The 26,487-nt window shown below is 62.0% G+C and carries 25 protein-coding genes; 12 read left to right on the forward strand and 13 right to left on the reverse strand.

Annotated features, from left to right (window positions below; translation table 11 throughout):
* The first annotated feature begins 30 nt into the window (after positions 1 to 30).
* From P1X14_RS11130 to P1X14_RS11145, 4 genes are all read left to right on the forward strand, one after another.
* The gene (locus tag P1X14_RS11130) at positions 31 to 2,253 is read left to right on the forward strand and encodes a M23 family metallopeptidase (protein ID WP_277315435.1); all 2,223 of its coding nucleotides are present in this window, start codon (positions 31 to 33) and stop codon (positions 2,251 to 2,253) included.
* A gap of 213 nt (positions 2,254 to 2,466) precedes the next feature.
* A complete protein-coding gene (locus tag P1X14_RS11135) occupies positions 2,467 to 6,129 on the forward strand; it encodes a hypothetical protein (protein ID WP_277315436.1) in 3,663 nt (1,220 codons plus the stop codon).
* A 125-nt stretch (positions 6,130 to 6,254) separates the two neighbouring features.
* The gene (locus tag P1X14_RS11140) at positions 6,255 to 6,878 is read left to right on the forward strand and encodes a hypothetical protein (RefSeq protein ID WP_277315437.1); all 624 of its coding nucleotides are present in this window, start codon (positions 6,255 to 6,257) and stop codon (positions 6,876 to 6,878) included.
* Positions 6,879 to 7,660: 782 nt separating this feature from the next.
* Complete coding sequence (locus tag P1X14_RS11145) at positions 7,661 to 7,789, forward strand: hypothetical protein (protein ID WP_277315438.1); 129 nt, start codon at positions 7,661 to 7,663, stop codon at positions 7,787 to 7,789.
* 2,076 nt (positions 7,790 to 9,865) lie between these two features.
* On the opposite strand, the gene P1X14_RS11150 is transcribed toward P1X14_RS11145, so the two are convergent.
* The 6 genes from P1X14_RS11150 to P1X14_RS11175 form a co-directional block, all read right to left on the reverse strand.
* The gene (locus P1X14_RS11150) at positions 9,866 to 10,246 is read right to left on the reverse strand and encodes a hypothetical protein (RefSeq protein ID WP_277315439.1); all 381 of its coding nucleotides are present in this window, start codon (positions 10,244 to 10,246) and stop codon (positions 9,866 to 9,868) included.
* Entirely contained in the window at positions 10,243 to 10,410 is a 168-nt protein-coding gene (locus tag P1X14_RS11155; protein WP_277315440.1) for a hypothetical protein, read from the reverse strand. The genes P1X14_RS11150 and P1X14_RS11155 overlap by 4 nt, the downstream gene beginning before the upstream one ends.
* Positions 10,411 to 10,812: 402 nt before the next feature.
* Positions 10,813 to 11,016, reverse strand: coding sequence for a DUF6771 family protein (locus P1X14_RS11160; RefSeq protein WP_277315441.1), 204 nt, complete (start codon positions 11,014 to 11,016; stop codon positions 10,813 to 10,815).
* Between the two features lie 40 nt (positions 11,017 to 11,056).
* Positions 11,057 to 11,257, reverse strand: a complete 201-nt coding sequence (locus tag P1X14_RS11165; protein ID WP_277315442.1) for a hypothetical protein — start codon at positions 11,255 to 11,257, stop codon at positions 11,057 to 11,059.
* Positions 11,258 to 11,548: 291 nt separating this feature from the next.
* Positions 11,549 to 11,842, reverse strand: a complete 294-nt coding sequence (locus tag P1X14_RS11170; RefSeq protein ID WP_277315443.1) for a hypothetical protein — start codon at positions 11,840 to 11,842, stop codon at positions 11,549 to 11,551.
* Positions 11,839 to 11,976, reverse strand: coding sequence for a hypothetical protein (locus P1X14_RS11175; RefSeq protein WP_277315444.1), 138 nt, complete (start codon positions 11,974 to 11,976; stop codon positions 11,839 to 11,841). The genes P1X14_RS11170 and P1X14_RS11175 overlap by 4 nt, the downstream gene beginning before the upstream one ends.
* A gap of 637 nt (positions 11,977 to 12,613) precedes the next feature.
* Between P1X14_RS11175 and P1X14_RS11180 the strand changes: the two genes are divergently transcribed.
* Complete coding sequence (locus tag P1X14_RS11180; protein WP_277315445.1) at positions 12,614 to 13,813, forward strand: site-specific integrase; 1,200 nt, start codon at positions 12,614 to 12,616, stop codon at positions 13,811 to 13,813.
* 119 nt (positions 13,814 to 13,932) lie between these two features.
* Here P1X14_RS11180 and P1X14_RS11185 read toward each other — a convergent pair whose 3' ends face one another.
* Positions 13,933 to 14,604, reverse strand: coding sequence for a response regulator (locus tag P1X14_RS11185; protein WP_277315446.1), 672 nt, complete (start codon positions 14,602 to 14,604; stop codon positions 13,933 to 13,935).
* A 92-nt stretch (positions 14,605 to 14,696) separates the two neighbouring features.
* A complete protein-coding gene (locus tag P1X14_RS11190) occupies positions 14,697 to 16,268 on the reverse strand; it encodes a PAS domain S-box protein (protein ID WP_277315447.1) in 1,572 nt (523 codons plus the stop codon).
* Between the two features lie 364 nt (positions 16,269 to 16,632).
* On the opposite strand from P1X14_RS11190, the gene P1X14_RS11195 reads away from it, so the two are divergent.
* Positions 16,633 to 17,250 carry a response regulator gene (locus P1X14_RS11195; protein WP_277315448.1) on the forward strand — a complete coding sequence of 206 codons (618 nt, stop codon included), beginning with the start codon at positions 16,633 to 16,635 and terminating at the stop codon, positions 17,248 to 17,250.
* 239 nt (positions 17,251 to 17,489) lie between these two features.
* Here the strand turns inward: P1X14_RS11195 and P1X14_RS11200 are convergent, their stop codons facing one another.
* The 3 genes from P1X14_RS11200 to P1X14_RS11210 are packed head-to-tail and all read right to left on the reverse strand — an operon-like array spanning position 17,490 to position 18,366.
* Complete coding sequence (locus tag P1X14_RS11200; protein ID WP_277315449.1) at positions 17,490 to 17,807, reverse strand: hypothetical protein; 318 nt, start codon at positions 17,805 to 17,807, stop codon at positions 17,490 to 17,492.
* Positions 17,808 to 17,860: 53 nt separating this feature from the next.
* Positions 17,861 to 18,130, reverse strand: a complete 270-nt coding sequence (locus P1X14_RS11205) for an usg protein (RefSeq protein WP_277315450.1) — start codon at positions 18,128 to 18,130, stop codon at positions 17,861 to 17,863.
* On the reverse strand, positions 18,127 to 18,366 hold the full coding sequence (locus tag P1X14_RS11210) for a hypothetical protein (RefSeq protein WP_277315460.1): 240 nt from the start codon (positions 18,364 to 18,366) through the stop codon (positions 18,127 to 18,129). Before P1X14_RS11210 ends, P1X14_RS11205 begins: the two co-directional genes overlap by 4 nt.
* A 263-nt stretch (positions 18,367 to 18,629) precedes the next feature.
* Here P1X14_RS11210 and groES point away from each other — a divergent pair, with 263 nt between their 5' ends.
* From groES to P1X14_RS11240, 6 genes are all read left to right on the forward strand, one after another.
* Complete coding sequence (groES, locus tag P1X14_RS11215; protein ID WP_277315451.1) at positions 18,630 to 18,944, forward strand: co-chaperone GroES; 315 nt, start codon at positions 18,630 to 18,632, stop codon at positions 18,942 to 18,944.
* 57 nt (positions 18,945 to 19,001) lie between these two features.
* Complete coding sequence (gene groL / locus P1X14_RS11220) at positions 19,002 to 20,621, forward strand: chaperonin GroEL (RefSeq protein WP_277315452.1); 1,620 nt, start codon at positions 19,002 to 19,004, stop codon at positions 20,619 to 20,621.
* A gap of 438 nt (positions 20,622 to 21,059) precedes the next feature.
* Positions 21,060 to 21,419, forward strand: coding sequence for a hypothetical protein (locus P1X14_RS11225; protein ID WP_277315453.1), 360 nt, complete (start codon positions 21,060 to 21,062; stop codon positions 21,417 to 21,419).
* A 15-nt stretch (positions 21,420 to 21,434) separates the two neighbouring features.
* The gene (locus P1X14_RS11230) at positions 21,435 to 24,728 is read left to right on the forward strand and encodes a DEAD/DEAH box helicase family protein (protein WP_277315454.1); all 3,294 of its coding nucleotides are present in this window, start codon (positions 21,435 to 21,437) and stop codon (positions 24,726 to 24,728) included.
* Between the two features lie 72 nt (positions 24,729 to 24,800).
* Complete coding sequence (locus tag P1X14_RS11235) at positions 24,801 to 25,118, forward strand: hypothetical protein (protein ID WP_277315455.1); 318 nt, start codon at positions 24,801 to 24,803, stop codon at positions 25,116 to 25,118.
* Between the two features lie 17 nt (positions 25,119 to 25,135).
* Positions 25,136 to 25,303 (forward strand): hypothetical protein, encoded by a 168-nt coding sequence (locus P1X14_RS11240; protein ID WP_277315456.1) that lies wholly within the window; start codon positions 25,136 to 25,138, stop codon positions 25,301 to 25,303.
* Positions 25,304 to 25,477: 174 nt separating this feature from the next.
* Here P1X14_RS11240 and P1X14_RS11245 read toward each other — a convergent pair whose 3' ends face one another.
* Together P1X14_RS11245 and P1X14_RS11250 are read right to left on the reverse strand one after the other, a co-directional pair.
* Positions 25,478 to 26,239 carry an ImmA/IrrE family metallo-endopeptidase gene (locus P1X14_RS11245; protein WP_277315457.1) on the reverse strand — a complete coding sequence of 254 codons (762 nt, stop codon included), beginning with the start codon at positions 26,237 to 26,239 and terminating at the stop codon, positions 25,478 to 25,480.
* Positions 26,236 to 26,487 (reverse strand): hypothetical protein (locus P1X14_RS11250; RefSeq protein WP_277315458.1); only part of this gene is annotated, 252 nt, incomplete at its 5' end. The genes P1X14_RS11245 and P1X14_RS11250, both read right to left, overlap by 4 nt.

Raw genomic sequence — 26,487 nt, forward strand, 5'->3', positions numbered from 1 at the left:
GCCAAGAAACCAGCCAAGTAAGGAGCCGCGATGGCGAACCTAGCGAAGGTCATTACGCCCTCCGACGCTCGCCGTCGCGGCACCAATAATCGAGACTACACGCTCCCGGCACGGCGCAACACTGACGCCCCGAACCTCGAGGTTAATGCGCCGATCCGCCGCCCTAGCGGAGACGCAGCGGAGGAGCTGAGGAAAACTCTAGGTCTCGTTGCGGATGCCGCCGGTTCTCTTGCCAGCAATGAGATGATCCGTCGCGAACAACGCGACGAAGGCGATGCTATCTATGATGCGGCCATCAACAACCCTGACGATGAACGCTTCAGGAACTCTCGGGCCTATCGGCGCGCCTACGTCATCGAAGGCGCCAAGCGCCAAGCGTTTCAGATCGATCTTGAAGTCGTCGAGGCGGTCCAGAACCGCCTCGCGGATGAAGACAATCCGGCTACGTTGGGTGACATTGAGCGGATCGTTGAGAGCCGATTTGCGGCCTTCGGGACTGACCCGGAGACCGGTAAGATCCGCAACTTCGGAGATCCTGACGCCGCCCGTGCGGTCGCTCAGCAGCTAACCACGACCCGACAGAAGGTTATGGGCGTCGCGTATGATGTGATCCGTGATCGCACCAATGAGCGCACACTCAACATGATCGCAGGTAACGCGATCAGCGAACTGCTCCAGGGTCCGCCCGCTTCCCTCGAGGGGGCGCCGCCAACTCTGGGGACGTGGATGTCTGCCGGCCGTGTCGCGTCGCTTACCGCGACATCGATTGGCAAGCCGACCGGAGAAGCAACGGTAACCCCAACGGTTTCCGTGCCGGCTCCTACGGGGCGATTGCCGGTCTCCGGGAGGACGACTTCTGGTTTTGGTCACCGAGCGCCGCCAATTGCTGGCGCTTCTGCCAATCATCGAGGCATGGACATCGCCGCCGGTCTCGGCTCGCCGGTCGAGGCGCCGGCCTATGCGCGGGTTGTTAAGACCGGCCGCGACAAGTCTTCCGGCAACTACGTCGTCCTTAGCCATGGCAAAGATGCGAACGGTCGAGAGATCCGTTCCAGCTACGCGCATTTAGGCTCGTACTCCGTGAAGGAGGGGGACGTCGTTCAGCCCGGCGACAATTTCGCCAAGGTCGGTCAAACCGGCCGAACCTCAGGTCCGCACCTCCATTACTCGGTCAGCGTGGGCGACGAGAAGGTCAACCCGGAAGGGTTTGATTTCAGCAAGGCGTCAGGCGTTGACCCGCAGGACACCAAGACGGTCCCGCTGTCACCGGCAGGCGACCCACGCGCCTTCGGTTCGGTTGAGCCTCCGGTCTCATTTGAGACGCTTATGGAGCGGGTGCCTAATTCAATTCCACGCGAGCAAGCGAAGAAGTATTTGCTTCAGACCTTCTTGACCGCAGCGGACGCGCAGAATCGGCCAGAGTGGCTAGAGGCTCTTTGGCGTTCAGAACGCCCGGACGGCACCCCGTCGTTTAACCCTGACGAGATCAAACAGATTCGCCAAGCGAGCGACGCGATCCGGGACCGAATGCGGGTCGAGGAGAAGCGAAAGCGTAACGACCGCTATGAGGCCAATGAGGAAATCCTCATGTCCTCGATGGCTCAAGGTCAGGTCCCGACTCAAGCCACCATCCGTCAATGGGAGTCCGAGGATCGGATTTCTGGGCGGTTCGCGTCTGCTCTTCTGGACCACATCGATGCCGATCAGAGGCGCGATGACGCCGAAGCCCGAGCGGCGCAGCGGGAAGCTGACCGCGACGACAAAGACCGCCAACGTGAAACGGACAATGACCTTGACGTTGAATGGGCGAGTGAAGCTGAACTTCGGCGATCAGGCGTTCTCACAACCGCCACTCTCGAAGAAGACCAACGGCGTCTAGACTCAGGTGAGTTGGGAACAGGGAAGCGCGCCATTGCCCGTTACCGTATGCTGCGCGCCGCCGCCCGGCAGGGCGAACAGGAGCTTCTCCGCAATCCTGAGGTCGCGGTATATGCTGAACGGATTACACGGGAATTCAAACCCCTCGTAGGGTCAAGCCGGGTTGCGCAGTCTTTGGGCGGCGGAACGCTTGGCATCGATTACTCGAAGCCGATTATCGCCGACTATAGGCGCCGCGTTCGGGCAGGCGAAACACCCTCTGAAGCGTATGAAGCCGCTAAGGCGGCATACGGCCCTAAGCCTGGTGCCAAGCCGGCAGCCGACCCCCGACGCGCTCGCCGTGAGGAACTCTTACGGAAACGTGACGGACGCTGACGTCCACCACAAGGAGACTTGATGCCTCTCACTCCCGCAGAGGAGGAAGAGCTCCGCCGGTTGAACCGGGAGCTCGCGGATGAGGATGACGCGCTCGCTGGCGGAAAGGCCTTGGACTCTATGTCCGAGGCTAGACCGCCAGAGCCGCCGCCTGAACGTCCTTTCTCTATATATCGCGCTACCGTAGGCGGTCTTCGTGACGCGGCTCAGGGTTTGCTCGACACCTCCCGAGACTACAGTCATTGGTTTCGAGATCTCTACACCCCCTGGGTGGGGGACACCGCGGCAGGTTGGTTGTCGGGAGACAACCTACTCCCATCAATTGGGCGGGTTATTGATCCGACGATCACCGACCGCGAGGGCATTCAACTCCCGCAACTGGAAGGCTCAGAGAATGCCGGCATGGCCGAGCGCTTCACGCGCGGCGTGGTGTCTTTCGCTGTCCCCTACGTTAGTTGGGCGAAAGCTGTCGGTGTGGTCCGCTCAGCCTCATGGCTGGGGCGAATTGGTCGAGGCCTGCTTGCCGGCTCCGCCGTGGACTTCACACAAGTCGACCCGGTTTCTGGGAACGTAGCGAACGCGCTTCGAGACGGCTTCGGTCTGGAGTCCCGAATGCTGGACGCACTGGCGTCCGAAGAGGACGACGGCGCGCTCGAGCAACGGACACGTGCCGCGATTGCCGGCGCGCCCCTTGGTCTCGTCGCCGATGGCGTGATGGAGCTCGGAGTCCGTGGTGTCCGCGCCTATCGAGCGTGGAAAGGGACCTCCGAAGAAGCGGCAGGGATCGTCGACAGTCTTCGCGCCGACATCGGTCTCAATCCGAACGCTCGCTCCATGGATGACGCTGTGTCTCCTGAAGCGACCGCCAAGGCCGCGGATGCGGCCGACACGGCGACGGCCTCAGGAGGCCGGAAGGGTGAGAGCGCTGCCGCCCCGAAAGGGCGCGGCCGGGCTAAGCAACCCCCGCCTGAAGACTTCGACGACGTCCTCGAGTATCTCAAACGAGCCGCCGGGGACCCGCAAGTCGCCGAAGCGGATGCCGCCAAGTTCGCTCGGAACCTCCTCTACGGTGACCCTGAGAACGCCTTGGCGAAGATCGGGATCGATCCGGTCAAGCTCGACTATAGCAAGTTCGACAACCCCGAGATGCTCGGCCGTTTCCAGGTCGGCATGGCGGAGCTGTACGAAACCTATGCCCGCGGCCTCGGACGCTCGAACCTTCGCGTCACCGAAGCCTCCACGGCGTCTGCCGCGAGAGCATTCGCGACTACCGCAGATGTCCTGAAGGAACTCCACGGCTCCACCTCGAACCTTGCGGAGCGCCTTATGGGTGCCCGTATGTTCGTCGGATCACATGCCCACAAGCTGATCGCGCAAGCCGATGAGGCGATAGCCGAGATCAACGCAGGGGGTGCCGGGACCAAGTGGATCGAGTTCCTGGAGAGCTTCCACCGTCACGCCTATTTCCTCGGCGCCGTTCGCGGCGCCGGTTCGGAGGTGGGCCGTGCGTTAAGGTCGCTCCAGAGCATCGCGAAGGTCAGCAAGGCCAAGGCCGCACAGTCCGTCGAGAAGGCTCTGGACGGTGAGGTCGTGGACAGCGGAGCCTCTATCGGGGTGAACCGTGTTGCCGCGGACGCGTCCGACTATGCCGCAAGGCTGACGACGGATGCTGACAAGCTCCTCGCTTTGGCGGAGTTGAAGCGCCTTCAAGGCGACGTTGGGGAACTCTCGCGGCATGTTCGTCGGGAGAACAACAGCGTCCTCCGGCGCATTGACTCCGCGCTCAAGGAAACCGTCGGGAACCTCTTCTCGCCCGCCACGGCGGTCTACAATATCGCCTCGGGCGGCGTGATGCTGGGGAGCCGCGTGCTCACCCGTTCCATGTCCTCCCTCGCTCGTCTCGCCCTGGTTCCCTTTGGTGGCCGTGAAGCGGGCGTGGCGGCTCGAATGGCGTTCATCGATACGTGGGCATACACCCACGGCATCGTCTCCGGCTTCGGGGAAGCCTCCAGCAACATGCTGAAGGTCCTCGAGAAAGAGGGAGCGGCGGAGGTCTCGCTCAACGCGGACAGCTTGGGTCTTCGGACCCTCGCCACGCGAGCAGCGGGAAGATCGGCGAAGGCATCCGATGAGCTCGGACAAGTCACTTTCGAGCGCGCCGACGTGAAGAACTATCGGAGCTTCGCAATTACCGCGAGCGAGCGCGCAAGGCTAACAGAGTTGAGCCGAAGCCTGCCCGGCCCGAAGTTCTTTCAGGAAGGCTTGGCGGCTCTATCAAGGGTCGCCGCGGTTAACACCAACGTTCTCGGCTCGCTATCGCGAATGGGAACGACGCTGTTCATCAACATGCCTGACGAGTTCATCGGGACCCTCGCGGCCCGAGCCGGCGCCTATTCACATGCGGTACGGACCGCGGCGAACGAGGCGGCTGAGCTCGGTCTAGAGGGGAAGGACCTTAGCGCTTACCTGAAGGCACGCGCGGTTCAGCTCGCCGAGCATCCCCCCGGCTGGCATCCTGATGGGTATGACGCCGGTGTGCGTGAGGCGATGGGCAACGTCGGCGAACGTGAAGCTCGTGAAGTCCTCTTCCAAGACGACCTCGAGCTGACGGCCGACGTTTCGCGGTTCCTCACCAGCATCCCTCTGATGCACATGGTGGTCCCCTTCGTGAAGACACCGCTGCGCATCTTGGAGCGAACTGCCATCGATTATACGCCACTTGGTCTGGTGAAAGACCGCGTACGCAAAGCGATCATCGCGGGTGGCCCGGAGCGTGATGAAGCTCTCGCACGATTGTCGTTGGGCATTCTTGCGGTCTCTACCGCCTACGCTCTCGCGGATGACCGACAGATCGTCGGTAACGACGGCGGCTACACAAGCTCGGCCCGTATGGGCCGCCCAAGCTACTCGTTGAAGGTCGGTGACGACGTCTACGAGTTCAGCCGGATTGACCCGCTCGGCACTTTGCTGGGCATGGGCGCTGATATGCGCGCCTACTTCCGGTCGCAGGAGGACGACCCAAACGCTCCCGGCGTGGTCCAACAGGTCACCGAAGCGTTTTTGTGGGGGGTTTCCATGAACATGCTGAGCAAGACATGGCTGGAATCACTAAGGAATCTGACAGAGCTCGCAGGTGCCACCAGTGACGAGCACTTCTCCTCTCGCATGACGGTATTCCTCAAGGAATTTGCGCCGCGCTTCGTTCCCGCCAGCGGCATTCAACGCCAGTTGGAGAAGGCCGGCGGCGGGTTCCTCCGCCAAGCATTCACCTTCAGTGACGAGCTGCTGAAGGGTTCGTTCGGTGCGGATACGCTGCCCCTCCGTCGTGACGGCCTGCTTGGCAGGCCTATCCCTCTCGATGGGCTGGACAGGCTGATCGGTCTCCGCGGCGGTGTCGCCACGAACGAAGCTGATGATCCTCTGGCTTATGAGCTGGAGCGCCTGTCGTTCAAATTGCCCAGCGCGCTGCGAACGATTGAAGGCGTCAAACTCAATGCATCTCAATTCAGCCGATATCTCGAGCTGAAGGGGCAGATCGTCGTCGATCCTCGCACCGGCCTCACGCTGGAAGAAGCCCTAGAGAGGCTCATTCGCCTTCCTGAGTACCGGCAGATGACCGACCCCGGGCGCATCGCAGCCATTCGAAACGAAATGGAAGGATACTCGCGGTTGGCGGTAGATCAGCTCGTACGCGAAGATACCGACTTTGCGTACGAAATGCTTCGCGAGGAGACTCGGACGCAGGCGGGTTTAGAAGGCTGGGATTCAGAAGAGCGCGATGCGCGCACGCGGAAGCTGGCACTCGAACTTGGCTTGTTGCCGGTGGACCAAATGACGCGTTCTGAAGCTGGCGCAGAACTCCTACGCACGGATTAGCGCCTTCCAGCAGACCAGATGCCGTGATGAAGCCATGCTTCATGGCAAGATGACCGCCCCTTCGTTTTTGGGTCCGAAGGGGCGGTCCAAATCCTATAGCATTGAGACCCAGAGGACCCAAACTAATGGATAACGAAGACCCCTTTGATCCGAATATCGTTGTTCCCGGCATGCCGAGTGATGACGAGATCCGAAAATCGCTTGTGGCATCAGCCGACGTGCTGATGTTCCCCACCCACAACAGCCCCCCTCGTCAGCGTCCCTTCGACCTGAGTGGCTACTCGGCGGAAACGCGAGATAAAATCATCGCCTCGCGCCTAAGGGTGGGACCGGGAGAGCACGCAAATCATTATCAGCGTGCCGTCCACAATCAATTCATGAAGCACTACGAACTGCGGCGTGAAGCTGATCGGCTCACAGATGATCTCACTGCCAACGCCGGCTTTGACCCGGTCACGGGCGACCCGATCTTCCTTTACAGCCCGGAACGCCGCAAAGGCATCGTCGATGAACTTGCCAGGATCGCGGATGAGCTAAAACGGATCGAAGGCAATCCCGGCCGCGAGAACCTTGCGAAGGAACTGGAGATCGCTGTCGTTAAGGAAAAGGCCGCCTATCAGCGGCGCTATATCGAGGCGGAAGCGCAGCGTCGTGCGCAGACTAACGCCATGGAAGACCGCATTCAGCGTCGAGCTGCCGATATTCGACGCGGGAGTGTCGGCCTGAACCTAGCTAACGACGTCCTGTGAGGGGACGCCAGCGCCAGCCGCGCCAGCCGCGCTACGTGGTCAGTGACGATGGGATTGCGCTGCGGACGGGCAATTTCGCGCCCTCTATGGGCGACATTTTGGCTGAGCGGCCGGCCTCAGATCGAGGTGCTCGGAAAGAAACTTTGCCAAACGGCACCGTTCTGACCACGCTCGTCGAAATGGCAGTCTTTGAGCCACAGGTAGATCCTTCTCGCAGTCCTCTCGGCTTTGAACACGACGAAGTCGTTGAGGCGTGGAAAGGGCCGGCGCGGGCCGCCGAAATGGATCGACGCGATTTAAATGTCGCCGCCAGGTTTGCCAAATATCCAATGCCAGGCCACCATCGCGACTAGACCCCCCGAGGATTCGCCAGGAGCGCCGTCAGGGAGCGAAAGGACACTTCCCGGTGCCCTACGGCCCTCGCCACGAATTGGACTCTAAGGTGCCTCTAAGGCGATTTTAGAGGGTGGTCACTTTTGGCGCAGATTTCTGAGACCCCATACGTGAAGCCGGCTTCAGCGCACTCCCCCCATAGGGTGGGTGTCTCGGGTACGTGACCCGGCTTCACTCGCTGCCCGGCTGAGAGAAGGAGCGCAAACCCCCGCACGGCACAGCCCGTTGTCACACTTTGCCGCCACCCCACGCAAATGCGTCGATGTGATGGCGCAACGTGCGCCAGTAGTGTCCGATTTAATGTTGTTGACGGATATCAAATCGGACATTATGCAGGCCCCTAACGACATCCCTACGGACACACAAGGATGCTCGGTAGGAGGCAAGCGATGACTATCGAAACCGTTCGGGCGCTCAAAGCGCGCGCCCTTGTTGCAAACTTGGTGGGGCTGCCCGACGCGGAAGACGCCCGCGCGAAAGCCGCGCGCGCCCGCGTGGAACACGCCCTCTTTTCCTAAACCCGCGAACAGCCCATATGGCGCGAGGGGCTTAACCCCTCCGTCACGCGGGCGCATCCGAATACGTTGAGCGCTCGCGCCGTGGTACGGGGCGGGCTTTTTTTGTGCCTGGGAGCATGGGCCTTGATGCTGATCGGATATGCACGAGCGGGACGCGAAGGGGATGCTTTAGACGTCCAAGAGAGCGACCTTAGGGCCGCCGGCTGTGCCCGTGTGTTCGCGGATGAGACTGGGGAGAATGTGGGCTTTGCCCAAGCCTTAGCCTCCCTTGCTCCTGGCGATACACTGGCGGTCACCCGTCTAGACCGTCTTGCTGAAGCCGTCCGTGACTCGAATGGGGTTCTAGACACGGTGCTAGTCAAAGGCGCTAGCTTTCGCGCGCTTGATCACGCGGGCCTCGATATAAGTGCAGCCGACGCGAAAGTGGCACTGGTGCTCCTAGGCGCCATCTCAGGCCTTGAAGCAGACATTAAGGCCACACGCAGGCGCGCGGGGATTGCCGCTGCCCGAGCGCGCGGTGCCTACAGCCAGCGCCGCACGAGAGGGCCGTCAATTGACCCACAACTAGTCCTAGCCGCCCTTGCCGCAGACCCCTCACCGGCTCGCGTTGCCAAGCGGCTCGGCATAGCTCGCTCGACCGTATACCGCTTGCGGGATGAAGCCGCCCAAAGCTCCAGCTCCGAGTGATGCCGCTCCGCTGAGAACGCGCGTCCGTCCGCTTACCCCTGCCTTTTTAGAAGTGCGGGTTTGACTGTGATAGAACGGGCAACGCTGATCCAGATCGGACCGCCATTTCCGCCAACTCTTAAGGTGCGGGCGATCAAGCGTGCGGATGGCCTCTGGGTCTCCGCAGCGGACCTAGCGTTACATGTAGGGTGCCGTTCGGAGTCCGGCGGGGTCGACAGAGTACGCCTCTGGGCGCGGGCTGAAGTTGAGCGAGTGTCTTGTTGGCGGAACCGAGAGGATGTCCGACCGGGCCTCGTTACGCTCCTAATGGTATCTCCGGTTGGAATTACATTCCTCATGGAGCGTGTTAGGGCGGCCGGGTATTGCGCTCCTCCGGTTCGTCCGCCGCGGCCAGTCGATATCCCATTGCCACCGGTTGCCGCCCCATATGCTACCCCTGCGCCGACCGTTAGGCCCCCTGAGGAAGAAATTCAGTTCCTGCGCGCCCGCGTTGCGATTCTTGAAGCTGCGCTAGCGAGAATCCGTGACGCTGTTGGCGAGATCGGCGAATAGCCCGGAGCTCGAGCGGAGCTGCACGGATCACAGGGGGGGTTGGTGCCGCTTCCCTTCGGACAGTTGGAGAAAGACTACGCCGCACCTAGCAAGCCCGGCTACGTGGTCAGAGAGAGTGTGTGTGTGAGGTAAGCGGCAGATCGACACCATGCTGCGGGGCTTCCCGACGAAGCGTCCACGCAAGGTTGCACCGAAAGCCGGTCAAAGTCCTTGAGTATTCGAATGGTGGACGAGCGGCCGCAACATCAACAGCAATATGTGGAAGCCATCCATGGCTCGACCTGAGCGGCGTTGCCTTGTGCCCTTTGGCCGGTTCAGCGAACCCAAGGATGAAGTTGATCGAGCGCATCCGCGCGACGTGTAGTGGTTCGACCTGGGCGACGAACCACCGGCGCCTTTGCGGGTATCAGGAAAATGGACCCGGGCGTGGGCGGGGTATTCAGCTTCCTGACTTGTGGGCCGAATAGCCTCGTCGAGTCCAAGCATCCCAAGGCTATGCCGATAGCCTCCAGCCTGACGATTATGATCAATGGCTACGCGGGACGCATGAGGAGGCGCTTGCGGGCTGGCGCCTTATCCGAGCCTGATGCGGATCGCCGCCTAGCGGTAGAACGGCGAGCGGAGGTCTTCGCCACGATCCATCGGCACACCCATGATGATCGCGGGCCAAATCGCGGCTGGGGCCTTCTCGGGCACAGGCTTATCTGCGCGTCGCTGGTGCAGGAACGAGGCGATGGCTACGCCAAGGCCGATCACACCGACGAGCGTGCCGATGATGCCGGAAATGCCGGTCCAGAGGGTGAAGGGAAACGTGCAGCACCGCGAATAACCACATTGTCAGTTCAGCCCTGCACGATCCTTCACAAGCTGCGCTTCCGGCCAATCCTTCATCACGCCGCTCTCGGCGATGCTCCGAATCATCGACTCGTACCGCTTGGCGATGCAGTCGCTGTTCTGCTTGCGCTCGGTGCGGGTGTTGCCGATCCCGCAGTTCTGATCGACGGTCGCGATAACATCGACCAATGCAGCGCGGACGATGTGCGGCATGACGTAGCCGCCTTGCTGACCGCGGGCAGCGTTCCAAAAATGCGCGGAGTACCAGCGCGCCACCTTCTTCGCGTCTAGAACGCCTTTGCGTCCGCAGGCACACTCGACCTGCATGTTCGCGCCGTGGCTCACGAAATCGCCAATGGACTTGAACGAGATCCGCCAGCTCATGTGGGGTCTTCGATCAAGCCAAGCTGGCGCTCGATGGCCGTCACCATCATGGAAGCGTGGTTCCACGGCTGCCTTTTGCTCTCGGGGCTGAGTTCGTTCCAGAGAGTGCCGAAGGGGTTCTCGCCGTAGAGGTAGGGGCGCAGCACCTCCATCGCTTCCTTCACTTTGTCGGTATGCCCAGGCACGCCTCTGCCAGAAGCGGATTTCAGTACTCCGACCGCATGACTGATGGCCTTCGGGTCAGGGAATGGCGATGGGCCTCGCCGCTGTAGGGAGCGTGAGTCCTCGCGATAGATCGGGCGCAGGGAATTCGGGCGAGTGGGGATCGGCCTCGGGCGACTGCTGATCGGAATGGCTTTGAACCGGATGCGCGTCGATCCGCAGCGCCAGCGAAAGCGAGTGAGCGCGTCTTCTAGCAATAGGGACCAGTGCCGCTCATTGAAGCGCCGTTCGGCTTCAAAGGCGCAGTAGACGGTGACGGTGCGACAGACAGCGCACTCAACGCCAAGGTCAGAGCCTGCGAGTCCAAACTGTCCAATCTCTCGGATAGGGCGAGCCACCGACAATCACAGGGCGAACGGAATCTGTTGATCCGCGTCAGCCGGGGGCGGGTTCAGGCTTTCCACAATCGCCAGCGCCAACTCACGCGCGGATCGCTGTCGCATGTCCTCGGTAGGTGCAGTGATACCGACGCGGCACCATGCAGGGGCGGACATGATCGCGGCGGACAGGTCCGGCACGATAGCGGGCGTGAGGGGCGAATCGAACATGCCCTCATTGTAGAACGAAAAGAGAACGATTCGGAAGGGGTCACTTGATCGCCGCGATCACTGCCGTCGCCGTTCGCGCGGGCAGAGAGGGATTGAGAACCAAGCCAATGCCAGCCGTCACCGCAGCAATCGACCAACCCAACCGACGCACAAGCGAGAGGATGAAAGCCATCCTCGGATAACCAGCGCGCAGGAAGGCAAGAACCTCCCGCGTCTCGTTCTGTCGATGTTCGTTGGACATAGTACCTCCACAATAAAATCAGCTGATCTTTGTGGGGTCGTTGAAGGGAGAAGCCCTCCGGGCTGAGAGGCTCATATTTGGCGGGGTCCGTCAATAGTTATCCCGGCCTTCTCCTCAGCTTTCTCAATTTCAACAGAATAACACGAACCCTTTGAATGACTTAATCCCGCAGAAGGCTGTGGAGAATCATCGCGTTAGTCGAGGACTAGGACGTCGGCGTCCGAGGTAAGATCGCCCAGCACGTCGTCGCAGAACGGCATCGTTGACATGGAGGACCGGCGACAACCGCCTTCAGAATTGCGGTGAGCGAGCCGCGATCATCTCGCTGTTCCAGAGCGTCATCTGGATCGACCAGTCTAGCTGCGAGTCGATGAAAGCCTCACGAGCCTTGGAAGCCTGATAGGCGGCCCACGAACCGACAAAGCCAATGGCACCGATGAAGGCCATCACCAGACCCATCACGGCGACAAAGGCTGAAGTGTTCGCGAAGAAGCCAAGGGCAGAGGTCGCGAAGCCCAAAGGGATCAGGATTGCCGATGCCCAGAGCGCCAGCAGCGCGCCGTTTCGATGAAGCCAGTTAGTCATTGATGCGCTCCGTTTGCGATCACCGTTACGATGAGGGAGGCGACCGAGATCAGCAGCGCCAGAATTGAAATGACCATGCTCCAGCTATCGGGCGACCGCCACGCTTCGCGGATGCGAAGTTCTGATTCGATCACGGCGCGGTGATACGGCTGGAAGCCTGCCTTCGCTAAGCGGCTGTGCAGGTACTCGTACGACCAGCGCCGAACGTCCTTGGGCCGGGGTGGCGGCTCGCTTCCTTGAGGGGGGTCTCGGTATTGTCTGAAGCGCATTGTGACGATGTAGGAATGATTAGCTGCGCTTCCAGATCGGTCAGCGCTTCGACCGCTCTCCACCTCAGGCAACAGGTCGATGGTATTGGAATTCCGCAAACCGTCGTCGGGCTCCGCAGCTGGAACATAACAAGATGAGTCGGAAAGAGCGCGGCGTCTGGATCGAATGGCTCAAATCCGCCAATCACATCAGAATATGGCACTAAGTGCATTAGCACATCTAATTCATAAGCCTACGCTAACCGCGCCATGGCGGGCACAGCGATATCAGCTAAGCGATTGAAATATAACGTATGAACTGGCGGAGAGGGTGGGATTCGAACTAGCCGTTTCATAAGGCTTCAAAAGACGCCTTATGACTCCATATTTTACATCCATTTCAGTGCCTTATCTCGTTGCACATCCGAGGGCATGCCGGTAGATTTTACTGCATCCGGCGCAGAAAATGGGACCGAAAGTGGGACCCGAAATGGGACCGGGACAGTTCGGCGGAGACATCGGGATGGCGGCTCGCACCCTCAATAAGCTGACGGCGATTCAAGCTGGGAGGCTCTCGACTCCTGGCCGGCATTCCGATGGCGGAGGCCTGTACCTCTTTATTGATGACGCTAGTCGGCGCCGGTGGATCTTCATGTACACCCGCCACGGCAGGCGGTCCGAACTTGGTCTCGGCAGTGGCCGTGACATGAATCTGGCCGCCGCACGGACAGAGGCAGCGGCCCTTCGTGCCATTTTGGCAGCTGGTGGTGACCCAAAGGCCGAGCGCGACAAGCTGAAGGGCGTTCCCAGCTTCGGTGACTTTTCGGACGCCTATGTTGAAGCGATGGCGCCGTCGTGGAGAAATCCGAAGCACGCTGCCCAGTGGAAGATGACGCTCACGGTCTACGCGCAGCCGCTTCGACACCGGCCCGTCGATGAGATTACGACGAGCGAGATATTGAAGGTTCTGGAGCCACTCTGGAAGCGCACACCTGAGACGGCCGAGCGTCTGCGCGGTCGTATCGAGAACGTCCTCAATGCTGCCAAGGCAAAAGGCTATCGGTCGGGCGAGAACCCGGCGCTGTGGCGCGGCCATCTCGACCAGCTCCTCCCGAAGCGTCAGCGGCTCTCGCGAGGGCATCACGCCGCACTCCCCTATGACGCAATGCCTGCTTTTATGGAGGATTTGCGAACGCGAAGCGCCAATGCCGCTCGAGCGCTGGAATTCACAATCCTGACCGCTGCTCGGTCGGGCGAGGTGCTTGGGGCACAGTGGAGCGAGTTTGATCTAACCCGCAAGGTCTGGACGGTCCCGGCCGAGCGGATGAAAGCCGGTCGGGAGCATCGCGTGCCACTATCCAACCGCGCTTTGCAGATCATCTCAGAGACTCCGGAGGCAGACCGCAAGGGATTCGTGTTTGCTGGACCGAAGCCCGAGGCCGCTCTTTCATCAATGGCGATGGCAATGCTTCTTAGGCGTATGAAGTCTGACGTGACGGTTCATGGGTTCCGCTCCACGTTTCGCGACTGGGCATCAGAGGCGACAGGCTTTCAGCATGAAGTGTGCGAGATGGCGCTTGCTCACACCATCTCCAACAAGGCCGAAGCGGCATACAGGCGCGGCGACCTTTTCGATAAGCGCCGAAAACTCATGGATGCTTGGGCAAGCTATTCGAGCAGCGGTACAAGTGCCCAAATTGTCCCAATCCGACAGTCCGCTTAGCGCCCCAATCTCTGCCGTTCCGGTCGGGGATAGATGATCCGAGACCGGCCATTCGTTCAGCACACGAAGATTTACCTCATTAGGTCAACCGCCGGCGCATCTGACGTCAGATCAACGTCTTAGATGAACTGCTCGTCCCCGCCGTCGTCCTGAATCCCATCCTTAGTCTGACCGAATTCCGACGCGTCGAGACCGGCGGCGAGCGCGAACTTCACGACCTCTGCGGTTCCCCGCAACTGCAGGCGAACAAGCAATTGCGCGCGATAGGCTTCGATCGTGCGGATGCTGAGGCCAAGCTCATAGGCGATGATCTTGTTGGGATGCCCGCATAGGATACCAGCGAGCACCTGCCGTTGCCGCCATGAAAGGCGCTTGAGCACGGCTTGCGCCTCGGGATCGACTGTCCGCGCTTCGCGCTTTCCCAGCCGGGTCGCTGCCGCCTTCTCGATCATCTCGAACAGCCGTTCGGGCGCGTAAGGCTTTTCCAGGAAATCCGACGCGCCGAGCCGCATAGCCTCTACCGCGAGCGGAATGTCGCCATGGCCGGTGATCACCACGACCGGGGGCATGTTTCCCCGCGCTTCCATGATGCGCAGCACTCCTAGCCCGTCGGTACCCGGCATGCGAATATCGAGCAGCATGCAGCTGATATCGTTCGGAAGCGATGCCGCCAAGAAACTGTCGCCACTATCGTAGGCTTGCGTCGAATAGTCGGCACGATGCAGCAATCTAGCCGTCGACTCGCGAACGGCCTGATCATCATCGACTATAAAGATGCATCCTCTCGGCATACCCGCCTTCTCGGCGAACTCTACGCTTCAAGCGACTAAGTATCAACACGGATACGTAACAAGTTGGAAGGGCGATTGCATACCAACTTAAGTTAAACTCTATATTGGGGCAATGTTAGGCGGAACGCCGCGCCGGCGCCGCCGGGTGCCTCGAGCGCGATCGATCCATCATGCGCTTCAATCAGACGGCGGCAGACCGAAAGCCCCATTCCCATGCCTTTGGCCTTGGAGGTGAAGAAGGGTTCAAAGACGGTTGATCGGAGTTCTTCCGGAATGCCGGGGCCAGTGTCCGCGATCCGGATTTCGACGGCACTGCTTTTCTCGATCACCTTAGTCGCGATGCTAATGCGGCGCTCCTGCCCGGGCGGGAGTGTAACGAGCGCGTCCATCGCGTTACGGATAAGGTTCACGATCACTTGCTGAATCTGTACGGTATCGACGCGAGCCTGGACGCCATCGGCGCCCGTCAGCCGTTCGACCTGAATGCCGTTGGCCGCAGCATCGATCAGCGCCAGCCCGCTCGCGGCATCGACCAGGGTGTCGATTGCTTCGATGCGCCGCTCCCCCGTGCTCTTGCCGACGAACTCGCGAAGCCGGCGGACGATCTCTCCGGCACGCAACGCTTGCACCGAAGCGGCGACCATCACTTCCTGTGCCTCTTCGAATGCGCCTTGGGAGAGGCCCTCGTTGCCCGCATAAAGCCCGGCGTTCAAGTTGTTGACGATCGCGGTCAACGGCTGATTGATCTCGTGCGCGATGGCGGCGGCCATCTCGCCCATTTCGTTGACGCGGGCGAGATGCGCGTATTCGTTCTGGAGCGAGCGTAGCCTTTCTTCGCTGGTCCGCAATGCCGCTTCGGCTTCGCGGCGCGGGGTAATGTCGCGCATGATGCCGGTGAAGAAGGTCTGGCCGGCGCGCTCCCATTCGGCGACCGAGAGATCGATCGAGAGCGGGGTCCCGTCCTTGCGCATCCCCTCCACTTCGCGGCCGATCCCGATGATCGCGCGCTCGTGGGTGGTGCGGTAGCGATTGAGATAGGCGTCATGCTCTCGGGCGATCCGCTTGGGCATCAGCGTGCGGACGTTATTGCCGATCAGTTCGGCGGGGGCGTAGCCGAAGATGCGCTGCGCCGCCGGGTTGATCGACTGGATCGTACCGCGTGAGTCGATTACTGCGATCGCCTCCACAGCGCTGTCGAAGATCGCGCGATAGCGGGCCTCGCTATCGACAAGGCTTGCTTCGACATGCTTACGGTCGCTGATATCCTGGATCACGACTACGAAGAAATCCGGCGCGCCGTCCTTGTCGCGGATCAGCGTGACGGTCAGGTGCACCCATACGCTGCCGCCATCCTTGCGGATATAGCGCTTGTCCATCGAGTAACGCTCAGCCTCACCACACAGCAGCCGCTCGACCTGGGCTAGGTCGTGCGGCAGATCCTCGGGATGCGTGATGTGCTGGAAACTTCCGCCCAGCAGCTCATCCTTGCTGTAGCCGATGATTGCGCTGCACTGGTCGTTGACGCGGAGCCAGCGGCCGTCGAGCGCGACATGCGCCATGCCCACTGCGGCCTGCTCGAACGAGGCCTCAAGCCTGAGGTCCACCGTCGAACTCGGGTCGCCCGCCTTGCTCCCCGACAGTGCGGCAAGGGCCTGTCTCAGCATCGCGCCGCTCCCCGCCCGGCCTGTATCGCCGCTACAAGCTGGATTGACTCTCTGCGGGATGCCGGCACGCTTTGCTCCTTTGTCCGGGTGTAGATGCGCGTCGTGCGCCTGCGAGCCAATGCGGTATTGCTACTGTATCGCAATCGCCGCGCAGTCGCATCGTATAAATACGGCTATGCTCAGGCCAGATCGCGGTCTGCGTCGTAGTAATGCTGTACGGTGAGGACGGCGGACTTGGTGTTACTGCCATATCGACGGCCGCACCGACCTGGCTCATTACCTAAGTCACAGTCCGCTCAGTACTTTAGCAGACCGCCATCCAGCGTAGCTTGGAAATGACGCCGTTGTAAAAGGGGAGGTCCGAATGCTGCATAATCTCTATATCGTGGACGATGACGAGGCTGTCCGTGCTTCGCTCTGCCGTCTGGTTTCGCGTCAGCCCGACTATGTCGTGCGTAGTTTCCCGTCCGGCGAGGCTTTTCTCAAGCAATTCGACGAACTGGAGCCTGGAGTCGTTCTGCTCGATTTCCATATGAAGGGGGCAAACGGCATCACCGTGCTGAACGCCATCCGCGCCATATCGCAGCGTTTCGTCGTAATGATGCTGACTGCACACGGCGCGGTCCACCGCTCGGTCGACGCGATGAAGGCGGGCGCGTTCGACTTCATCGAAAAGCCCTATGATTCAGCCGCGCTGATGATGTGCCTCGACTTGGCTTTCGCCGAACTCGACAAGCTTTCCACCGAAGTGGGTGGCCGCGATGCCGCCGTCGCCCGCCTTGCGCTCCTGACTCCGCGCGAGACCGAGGTAATTGCTGGCCTTGCGGCGGGCTATTCGAACAAGCAGATCGCGTGGACCCTCCAGATCAGCCCACGCACTGTCGAGGTGTACCGTGCGAACCTAATGGTGAAGCTCAATGTGGGATCGCTGGCGGAGGCGCTACAGCTTGTTTTTGTCGCGGAGCAGGCGATCGCGGCGTGACTGTACACCGCGCTTCGAGCGGTCAAACTGTCTGTGCAAATCCAGTCGTCAACCCAGCACAATTTCAACGTCGAATTGTCTGCTCTGCTACTGTTCTGCGTCGTAAGCAGTCTGTCGCCTTACGGCCCACTTTCAGCCGTTCCGCGTGCCGAACGCTCGATGGCGGCTTGTGGGCCGGAAGCTGACTGGCAACTTTTGGTACGAGCATGTGTCAAAGCGGACGTTGGCCTTACGACGTATCAGCCGGCACGCCGGTGCGATGCGGCGTCCAATGCCGCTGCCACCCGATCGAGCATCGCGGCGTTGGTCGCGGCCTTAGGCAGTTCGCGACGCGCGAACCGCTGGAGCCGGTCGAGGTCGCGCTGCGGGACCACCAGTTCGATCGGCAGCTTCGGCAGATCCATCGGCCTCGTGCCCTGCGCCGCCTTCCCGGATGCGAGAAAATGGTCGAGCAGACGCTTGCGGTCGGCGAAGGTCCAGCCAAGCGTTTCCAGTTCTGCTGGCGTCACCGCTAGCAGGGCCAGCGCGAACTCCATGATGTCGTCGAACGGCAGCACAATGCGCGCGGGGCGGCCGCCGCGCTCGCGCCAACGCCGGATCGGGCCGCGGCTCACTGGATCGAAATGACGCCGTCTACCGCGCGCCACTCGGCAGGCCGGATGAGTCTCTCGTGCGTGATCTGGATCGAGTGCAGCGCCCCTACAATCTCGCGCCGCCAATGGTCGAGGAAATCAAGCAGCACCGGGAAGTCGGGCGCCAGGTCGTATTCCTGCCAGACGAACAACTGTAGCAAGGACGGCGCGTCGGGGCGGTAATAGTGGATCTCTGCGAAGGTCAGCCCATACCCCTCCAGTTGCGCGATGAAGGCGCGATCGCTCATTGTCGCGTCGCCTCGCTCGGCCATTGCTGACGGTCAAGCGAGCGCAATGCGGCAAGCACGTCGTCGACTGGAACGGCGCGCCGCGCACCCGGGCGCTTGCGCAAGGCGGGCTTGTCCGGGACCGCCGATCGGTCGGACGCCCACCGGGCGAGAATGGCGCGCTTGACCTCCGGCTCGAGACTCGGGTGGCGCGCAACGTCGAATGGGTGAAGAAAGCGGGAGACTGGCTGCGACATGGACATGCCTCCTTTCCTTGCTGTCGCTCCTTTCCATGGGGCCGTTGCCCATCGCCAAATTTGGTCGGGCGTTCACCGCCGTCAAGAGGGTGGCACACCGTCCAAGCCGTTCAGATCGCGGCTTTTGGCACTGTGTGCCAACGAGTGCTAAAAATTTGCGTTCCGCCCCTTGAAGCGAAAAATCGACTTTCCTAATTCCGCGTCGCCACCGCTGGCGAAGCGGTTGGCGCTAGACATCATGCTTATGCAACTGGAGGTTATGCATGCATTTCCGCCCCTTGCACGACCGTGTGGTCGTCCGCCGCATCGAAGCCGAGGAGAAGACTTCGGGCGGCATCATCATCCCCGACACCGCCAAGGAAAAGCCGCAGGAAGGCGAAGTCGTCGCTGTCGGCCCGGGCGCGCGGGATGACAGCGGTTCGCTCGTCGAGCCGTCGGTGAAGACCGGCGACCGCATCCTGTTCGGCAAATGGTCGGGCACCGAGGTCAAGATCCAGGGCGAGGACCTGCTCATCATGAAGGAGAGCGACATCCTCGGCGTGATCGAGACCCAGGCCCAGCTCAAGCAGGCGGCCTGACCGACCGCCTTTATCCCTCGAACATCCAGGAAGGACATAGAAAGGAGTTTAGCCAAGATGGCTGCCAAGGAAGTGAAATTTGCGTCGGACGCGCGTGACCGCATGCTGCGCGGCGTGGATACGCTTGCGAATGCAGTGAAGGTGACGCTCGGCCCCAAGGGCCGCAACGTCGTCATCGAGAAGAGCTTCGGGGCGCCGCGCATCACCAAGGACGGCGTCACCGTCGCCAAGGAGATCGAGCTGGCCGACAAGTTCGAGAATATGGGCGCGCAGATGCTGCGCGAGGTCGCCAACAAGCAGAACGACAAGGCCGGCGACGGCACCACCACCGCCACCGTGCTCGCCCAGGCGATCGTGCGCGAGGGCTCGAAGGCGGTCGCGGCGGGCATGAACCCGATGGACGTCAAGCGCGGCATCGACCTCGCGGTGAACGCAGTGGTCAAGGATCTCGAGGCGCACGCGAAGAAGGTCAGCGCCAACAGCGAGATCGCGCAGGTCGCGACCATCTCCGCCAACGGCGACGAGGAAGTCGGCCGCATCCTGGCGGAGGCGATGGAGAAGGTCGGCAACGAGGGCGTGATCACCGTCGAGGAGGCCAAGAGCCTCGAGACCGAGCTCGAGACGGTCGAGGGCATGCAGTTCGACCGCGGCTATCTCTCGCCCTATTTCATCACCAATACCGAGAAGCTCCGCGTCGAGCTGGATGACCCGTACATCCTGATCCACGAGAAGAAGCTCTCGAACCTCCAGGCGCTGGTGCCGCTGCTCGAGAAGGTGGTGCAGTCGGGCCGTCCGCTGCTGATCATCGCCGAGGACGTCGAGGGCGAGGCGCTGGCGACGCTGGTCGTCAACAAGCTGCGCGGTGGGCTCAAGGTGGCCGCGGTCAAGGCGCCGGGCTTCGGCGATCGCCGCAAGGCGATGCTCGAGGACATCGCGATCCTGACCGGCGGCAATGTGGTGAGTGAGGAGCTCGGCACCAAGCTCGAGAATGTCACGATCGGCATGCTCGGCCGCGCCAAGAAGGTCACGATCGACAAGGACAACACCACGATCATCGACGGTGCCGGCACCAAGGCCGATATCGACGGCCGCGTTGCGCAGATCCGCCAGCAGATCGAGACGACCACCTCCGACTATGACCGCGAAAAGCTCCAGGAGCGGCTGGCCAAGCTCGCCGGCGGCGTCGCGGTGATCCGCGTCGGCGGCGCGACCGAGGTCGAGGTCAAGGAGAAGAAGGACCGCGTCGACGACGCGCTCCACGCCACTCGCGCCGCGGTCGAGGAAGGCATTCTGCCGGGCGGCGGCGTGCCGCTCCTGCGCGCGCTGAAGGCGCTCGATGGTCTCAAGGCCGCGAATGACGACCAGCAGTCTGGCATCGACATCGTCCGCCGGGCGCTGCGCGCTCCGGCACGGCAGATCGCCGAGAATGCCGGCGAGGACGGTGCCTGGATCGTCGGCAAGCTGCTCGAGAGCCAAGACTACAACTGGGGCTTCAACGCCGCGACCGGCGAGTATCAGGATCTGGTGCAGGGGGGCGTGATCGACCCTGCCAAGGTTGTGCGGACGGCACTGCAGGATGCGGCCTCGGTCGCCTCGCTGCTGATCACTACCGAGGCGCTCGTCGCCGAGGTGCCCAAGGAGGAGAAATCCGCGCCGATGCCGGCGATGGACTATTGATCAAGCTGAGGAGCGCAGCGTCGCTGCGCTCCTCAGTTCGCCGGCGGTCACCTTGAGGCCCACCGGAGGTAAGCAAATCCGCGAAGGGGTTTTGCAAAGTGCGTTGCCCATATCCCCTAATTGCGAAGGTCAGCTAACGGGTCGCGACCCATCAAGAGGCAACGACCGACTTTAGGGCGCTTAGGCGCCTGTCAAATCACAGCTAGAACACGGCCCAACCGCTCTTTGGCGAACGCTTTGAGCGAGCTTCTTGTAGCCATCGAGCGCAGCAGGCGTTTTCTTGACGACTGGACCGCCGTCCGCGAGAGTGAGGCGTCCGCAAGGGCCCGGTATCATTCGGCGGAAGACTCCTCGATTTGAAGCGCTCGGTCGACAACCTTCCGTTCCCGGTTGGTTCTTGCTATCCTCGGGCTGTATTTGTTCCGCTGTGAGGTGCACATGAATACGAGGCGCCAGGCCATTTATCTCGATGATTCCAGCGAGGCGCTGCTGCGCGTCGTCTGCGACCGCAACACCGATCTCGGGCTCGGCATCGAGACCGGAGTCGTGAGCCATCGCCGCAACGATATCCCGGTGTGGCGGCCTGCGAATCCCTTCGGGCTTGGTCTCGATCAAAGCTGGCGCGATGGGCGCTGGCGCAACCTGTACGAGGCAAAGGTAGCCGTAGCACCCCCGGAGCAGGACGGGATCTACGATCGTGGCCCCGTCGAAGTCGCCGGATTTCGTGCGAGGCTGCCGGTCGTGCGGTTCACCGAAACGCTGGCGCTCCGGCGCTTCCTTCGCCAGCAGCTGCGCTGAGCGGGAGAACCGGCGGTGTCTCTAATCACCTTGTGGCACGGTGAGGTCGAGCTTCCGGCCCTTCCCCGGCGCCGCGTGAAGGTCGGCGAGAACGCTGTCGAGCAAAGCCCTTTCCTCGGCGCGGTTGTCCGGGCCGAGGTCAAGGCGAGCGACGTTCAGGGGCATGACCTGCTCGAGACTCCGCTCCTGCCGCCGTTCGACCGCATGCTCGTTCGCCGCAAGGGGGCCCGTCGCGTTGCCGCCGGCCTGCCTGTGCTCAGCGGAGGGTACGAACTGCCCGAGCATTTCCCTGGGCGGGTCGCGCTCGGCTGGGATGACGGGGATCAGCTGGCGGGCTATGCTGCGACGCCCGAGGCAGTGCTCTCGCTCTGGAACGGCATCTTTCGATTCAGCAGCGAGGATGAAGCCGAGGGTGTCGCCGGTCTGCGGCCGCCGCAGATTGGAGCCTTGCATGCCATCGCTGCGCATTTCGCGGTCGGGACCCGGTTCGAGCCGGCGACCGTGGTGCTGCCGACAGGCACCGGCAAGACCGAGACCATGCTCGCGGCGCAGGTATACCGCCGGCTGCCGCGAACGCTGGTGCTCGTGCCGAGCGTTCCGCTGCGTTCCCAGATCGCCGGCAAGTTCGCGTCTCTTGGCGTGCTCCCTGATCTGGGCATCGTCCCGGTCGAGATTGCGCGCCCGCGCGTCGTCGCGCTCACCGGCGGCGTGCGAACCGTCGAGGATGCCCCTGCTTTGCTGCGCGAGGCGAACGTCATAGTCGCGTTGCCGAACACACTTGAGGCGTGCGACCCCGAGGCCCGCGAGGCGCTCATCTCAGGGTGTACTGACCTGATGGTCGACGAGGCACATCACGTCTCCGCCGCCACTTGGGCGGGCGTGCGCGACCGGTTTGCCGACAAGCGCGTCGTCCAGTTCACCGCCACGCCGTTTCGGCGGGATTCGCAGCGCATCGACGGCCGCATCATCTTCAACTTCAAGCTCGGCGACGCCCAGGCGGCGGGCTATTACCGGCCGATCAACCTCGTCGCGGTCGAGGAATATGGCGAGCAGGAACGCCGCGATCGCGTCGTCGCGGAGGCCGCCCTCGAGGCATTGCGGCGGGACCGCGGCACGCTTGGTCTCGATCACCTGCTCATGGCGCGCACGCGGACCAAGGAGCGCGCAGCCGAGCTGCTCGCGATCTATTCCGCGCTGGCACCCGAGCTCAAGCCGGTGCTGGTCTATTCGGGGCCCGGCCGCACGCTTGCCAATCGCGAGGCGCTTGCTCAGCTGCTCGACCGCGGCCCCGATGGCGCGCGCATCGTCATCTGCGTCGACATGCTCGGGGAAGGCTTCGACCTTTCCAATCTCAAGGTGGCGGCGCTGCACGACACGCACAAATCGCTGGCGGTGACGCTTCAGTTCATCGGCCGCTTCACGCGCAAGGGCGATCCAGGCCGGATCGGCGAGGCGACTGTCGTCACCAACGTCGCCGATCCCGAAGCCGAGCGCCGGCTGGCCGAGCTCTATGCGCAGGGAGCGGATTGGGATCGGATCATTCGCCGCCTGAGCGAGGAGCGGATCGATGAGGAACTGCGCCTCCAGGATGTCGTCGATCAGCTGCGCCGGTCGGGTGATCTCCACGCCCATCTCTCGCTCTGGAACCTGCGGCCGGCGCTCTCCACCCAATTCTTCCGCACGAAGTGCGAAGCCTGGAACCCGCTCGCCTACGCGTCGGTGCTGCCCAAGGGAGCGGAGCACTGGCACGCCTATGACGATGCGGGCGAGGTGCTGGTCGCGGTGGTCCGTCATTCCGACCAGGTTTCCTGGGGGAATTATCAGGATGTCGTCGACGTCATTCATGACCTGCTGGTCATGCGCTGGGACCGCGAGCAGGGCGTGCTGGCGCTCTATGCGAGCGACTATTCGGGACTTCGTTCCGAGATGATGGCGGCCGCCGTAACCGGCGAGGAAACGCAGCTGGTCACCGGCAAGCCCATCTTCCAGATCCTCAACAATGTCGAGCTGCCGCTGGTCAAGAGCCTCGGCTCCTCGCGGATCGGCGCGATCAGCTTCACTTCCTATTTCGGCCCGAATGTCACCGAGGGCCTCGCCAGCATCGAGAAGGCAGAATCTTCGCTCAACAATATTGCGTGCCTTGGATACGAGAATGGCGAGCGGGTGCTGTGGGGCGGGACACAGCGCCGCGGAAAGATCTGGCAGCAGAAAGGCGGTTCGATCGCCGACTGGCTCGATTGGACGCGCTATACCTGGGCCAAGGTCACCGCGTCCCCCGACCAGGAAACCAACATCACGCGTGACTTTCTGCGGCCGGAGCGCATCGACGCGCCATGGCCTTCACCGCCGATCGCGCTGCAATGGGGCGAGCAGGCGCAAATGGGCCTCAACGACCGGCAGTCCGTGGGCTTCGATGGTGCGCTCATACCCGTGTTTCTAGTCGATCTCGACATCGCCGGAACGGATGCCGATGGCGCGATCCTGTTCCGCATCGCGAGCGGCACGCTCGTCTCGATCTATCGGCTGCGAATCGCAGAGGCGCTGCCAGGCGGCTATCGTCATGAGCATGTATCGGGGCCGCGCCTGACCTTTCAAAAAGGCAGGAACCCGGAAATCACGATTGAGGAATATCTGGCCAAGGACCCGTTTCTCGTCCGCTACGTCGACGGCACCTACTCCTATAATTGCTATCATATCCCGATTGCGCTCGATGCGGGTGCGTTCAGCCGGGACCGGCTCGAGCATTGGGACTGGGACGGCATCCCGCTCAACCAAGAGTCGATGCATAAGACGGGCGAGAAGGCCTCGATCCAGTACCGAACCTTCGCGCAGCTCGCTGGCGAGTACGACCTCGTATTCAACGACGACGGCAGCGGCGAGGCGGCGGATCTGGTCTGTTTCAAGGACATCGACGACACGACGATCGGGTTGTGCCTCGTCCACTGCAAGGGCGCGCATGGCGGACATGTTTCGCGGGACATCCGGAACTTCTACACCGTCTGCGGCCAGGCCCAGAAGAGCGTGGCGGTCAAGCATTCAGGGATCAACAATCTCTACCATGATCTCAAGCGGCGGCACGATATCTGGGCGCGAGAGGGCGCGACGCGGTTCCTCAAGGGAGACATCAAGCGGCTTGTCTACTTCAAGGACAAAGCTCGCCGGGCCAGCGTGAAGTTCGAGATGATCCTCGTTCAACCAGGGGCGTCGATTGCCACCGTGACCGACGATGCACTCAAGTTGCTCGGCACGACCGAACTCTATCTGAAGAAGACCACGCAGGCCGATTTGCGGGTCATCCTGTCGGCCTGACGGGATGGCATTTGGCCGGTGCCGGTCAGTCCGGCCGCGCCTTGGGAGGATTCAGGAAAGGAGCATTATCTGATGGGCAAGCGAAACATGGCAATCGTCGGCAAGCATGAGGATTTCTTCGCGGATATTTTTGATGAGAGCACGGGTCTAGACCCGTCGATTGTCGTCCACTGTGCGTCGCCCGAGGACGCCGCGACCAGCTATTTCAGGAATATGTTCGAGAATTCGAACGCACACATCCGGACGGCGGTCATCGCCGTTTGGCCAGCGGATGGTAGCCAGGAGGAGCGGACGATCTTCGATGCGAATGCTATCGCGACACCCTGTCGGGAACCGGATGCGGAGCCGGGCGAGGTCGATGTTTTCCTTGACGTTCGGCTGCGCACATGACCGGCGATACTGCAAAGATGCTCGCCGATTTCGAAAGCCTGTTCGTGATCCAGTCGCCTATCGACGAAGCGCTCGCGGAAACGGCGAGGGTCCATGGATGCAGCATCGAGCAGGTGCGTGCCGCTGCGGCCGCGAAATTTGGAAATCTTGAGGCGTATGCCTGGAAGGCCGGGATGCACCGCTGATTGCGCGTTGTGTCCGCACTGGCGCCTCGTTCACGGCCTCGTGGGGTTCCGAGACCGGTGCTGCACGCCCGTCGGCCAATCATCCCCGGCAAACGGCAGCATTTGGGATAGCTTCGGAGCAGCTGAACGGCCGAAATTGGGGCGCATCGTCGCCATGCGGTCAATCTAACTGGCTTAGCCTAGCATGCCAGAATCCGTAAGGGTCAGCAGGGTCAGGATTTCTCCGCCATGCGCCTTAACCGACTGCTCGGTAAGGCGAAAGCTCCCTGCACCCCGCCAATCGAACCAGCTATCCGCGCCTATGGTCTGCGGACGCGAGCGCTCGGTATCACCGAAAAGCACCGTAAACGCCGGCGATGACGCATCGAGATCCTCACGCGGAAACCAATGGTCGGGAACATTGGGGCTGCGCTTGAACCAACGTCGCCCGCCCTTCCCGTGGCAGACCAGCATGACCGGCCATCCCGCCAAATCGACGCATCGTAGCGCGGTCGCCAGCCGGCTTGTCGCATAATCGCTGGCGAGCGCATCAATCGCCTCGAAGCTGGGCCGATGGTGCGCGGCGAGCGAGGGCAGGAATAGATAGCGGGGCATGAGCAGATCGGCCGCAAAGCGGTCGGCCTGACGCTCAAGCTGGCTGGCTGAGCCGGGATTGCCGATCTCGCTCGACCGGCACACTGAGGAGCGACCGCGATGGTGGGTCCAATGCCCGAGCTCGTGCCCGATCGAGAATCGCCGACGGCGTGGATCGCCGCCTTGCTGAACGGTGATAATGGCGCGGTCATTATAACCAATGATGCGCGCCTCGCAGCTTTCGAGAACGGCGTCACGTACCTTGACGCCGACTGACCATGCAACCGCCTCCAGGTCGATGTCGGCGGGACGAGTGACGCCCAGCGAACGCAGTAAGGCCTCCGCTGGGCTGTCAACCGTCATTTGGGGTTGCCCTCATCGTCGATCGCACCGAGCTCGCGCAAATCGTCGAGGATCGCATCCATCTCCTTCTCACTTACACCTTCGCCCTTGCGCGCAGCCATGGTCAGGCGGCTCTTGAGCTTGGGATCGTCATTGGCGAAGCGCGCCAGCACTGCGTCGCGCCGGTCCGCACGCAGCGGCTGACGCACCACCCGCGCTTTGCGGTCGCGACTAACAGCCGTTCTCGCGGCGGCGAGCCGCGCCTGGCC

The sequence above is a fragment of the Sphingomonas sp. AOB5 genome, assembly GCF_029433115.1.
In the GTDB taxonomy this organism is placed as follows: domain Bacteria; phylum Pseudomonadota; class Alphaproteobacteria; order Sphingomonadales; family Sphingomonadaceae; genus Sphingomonas.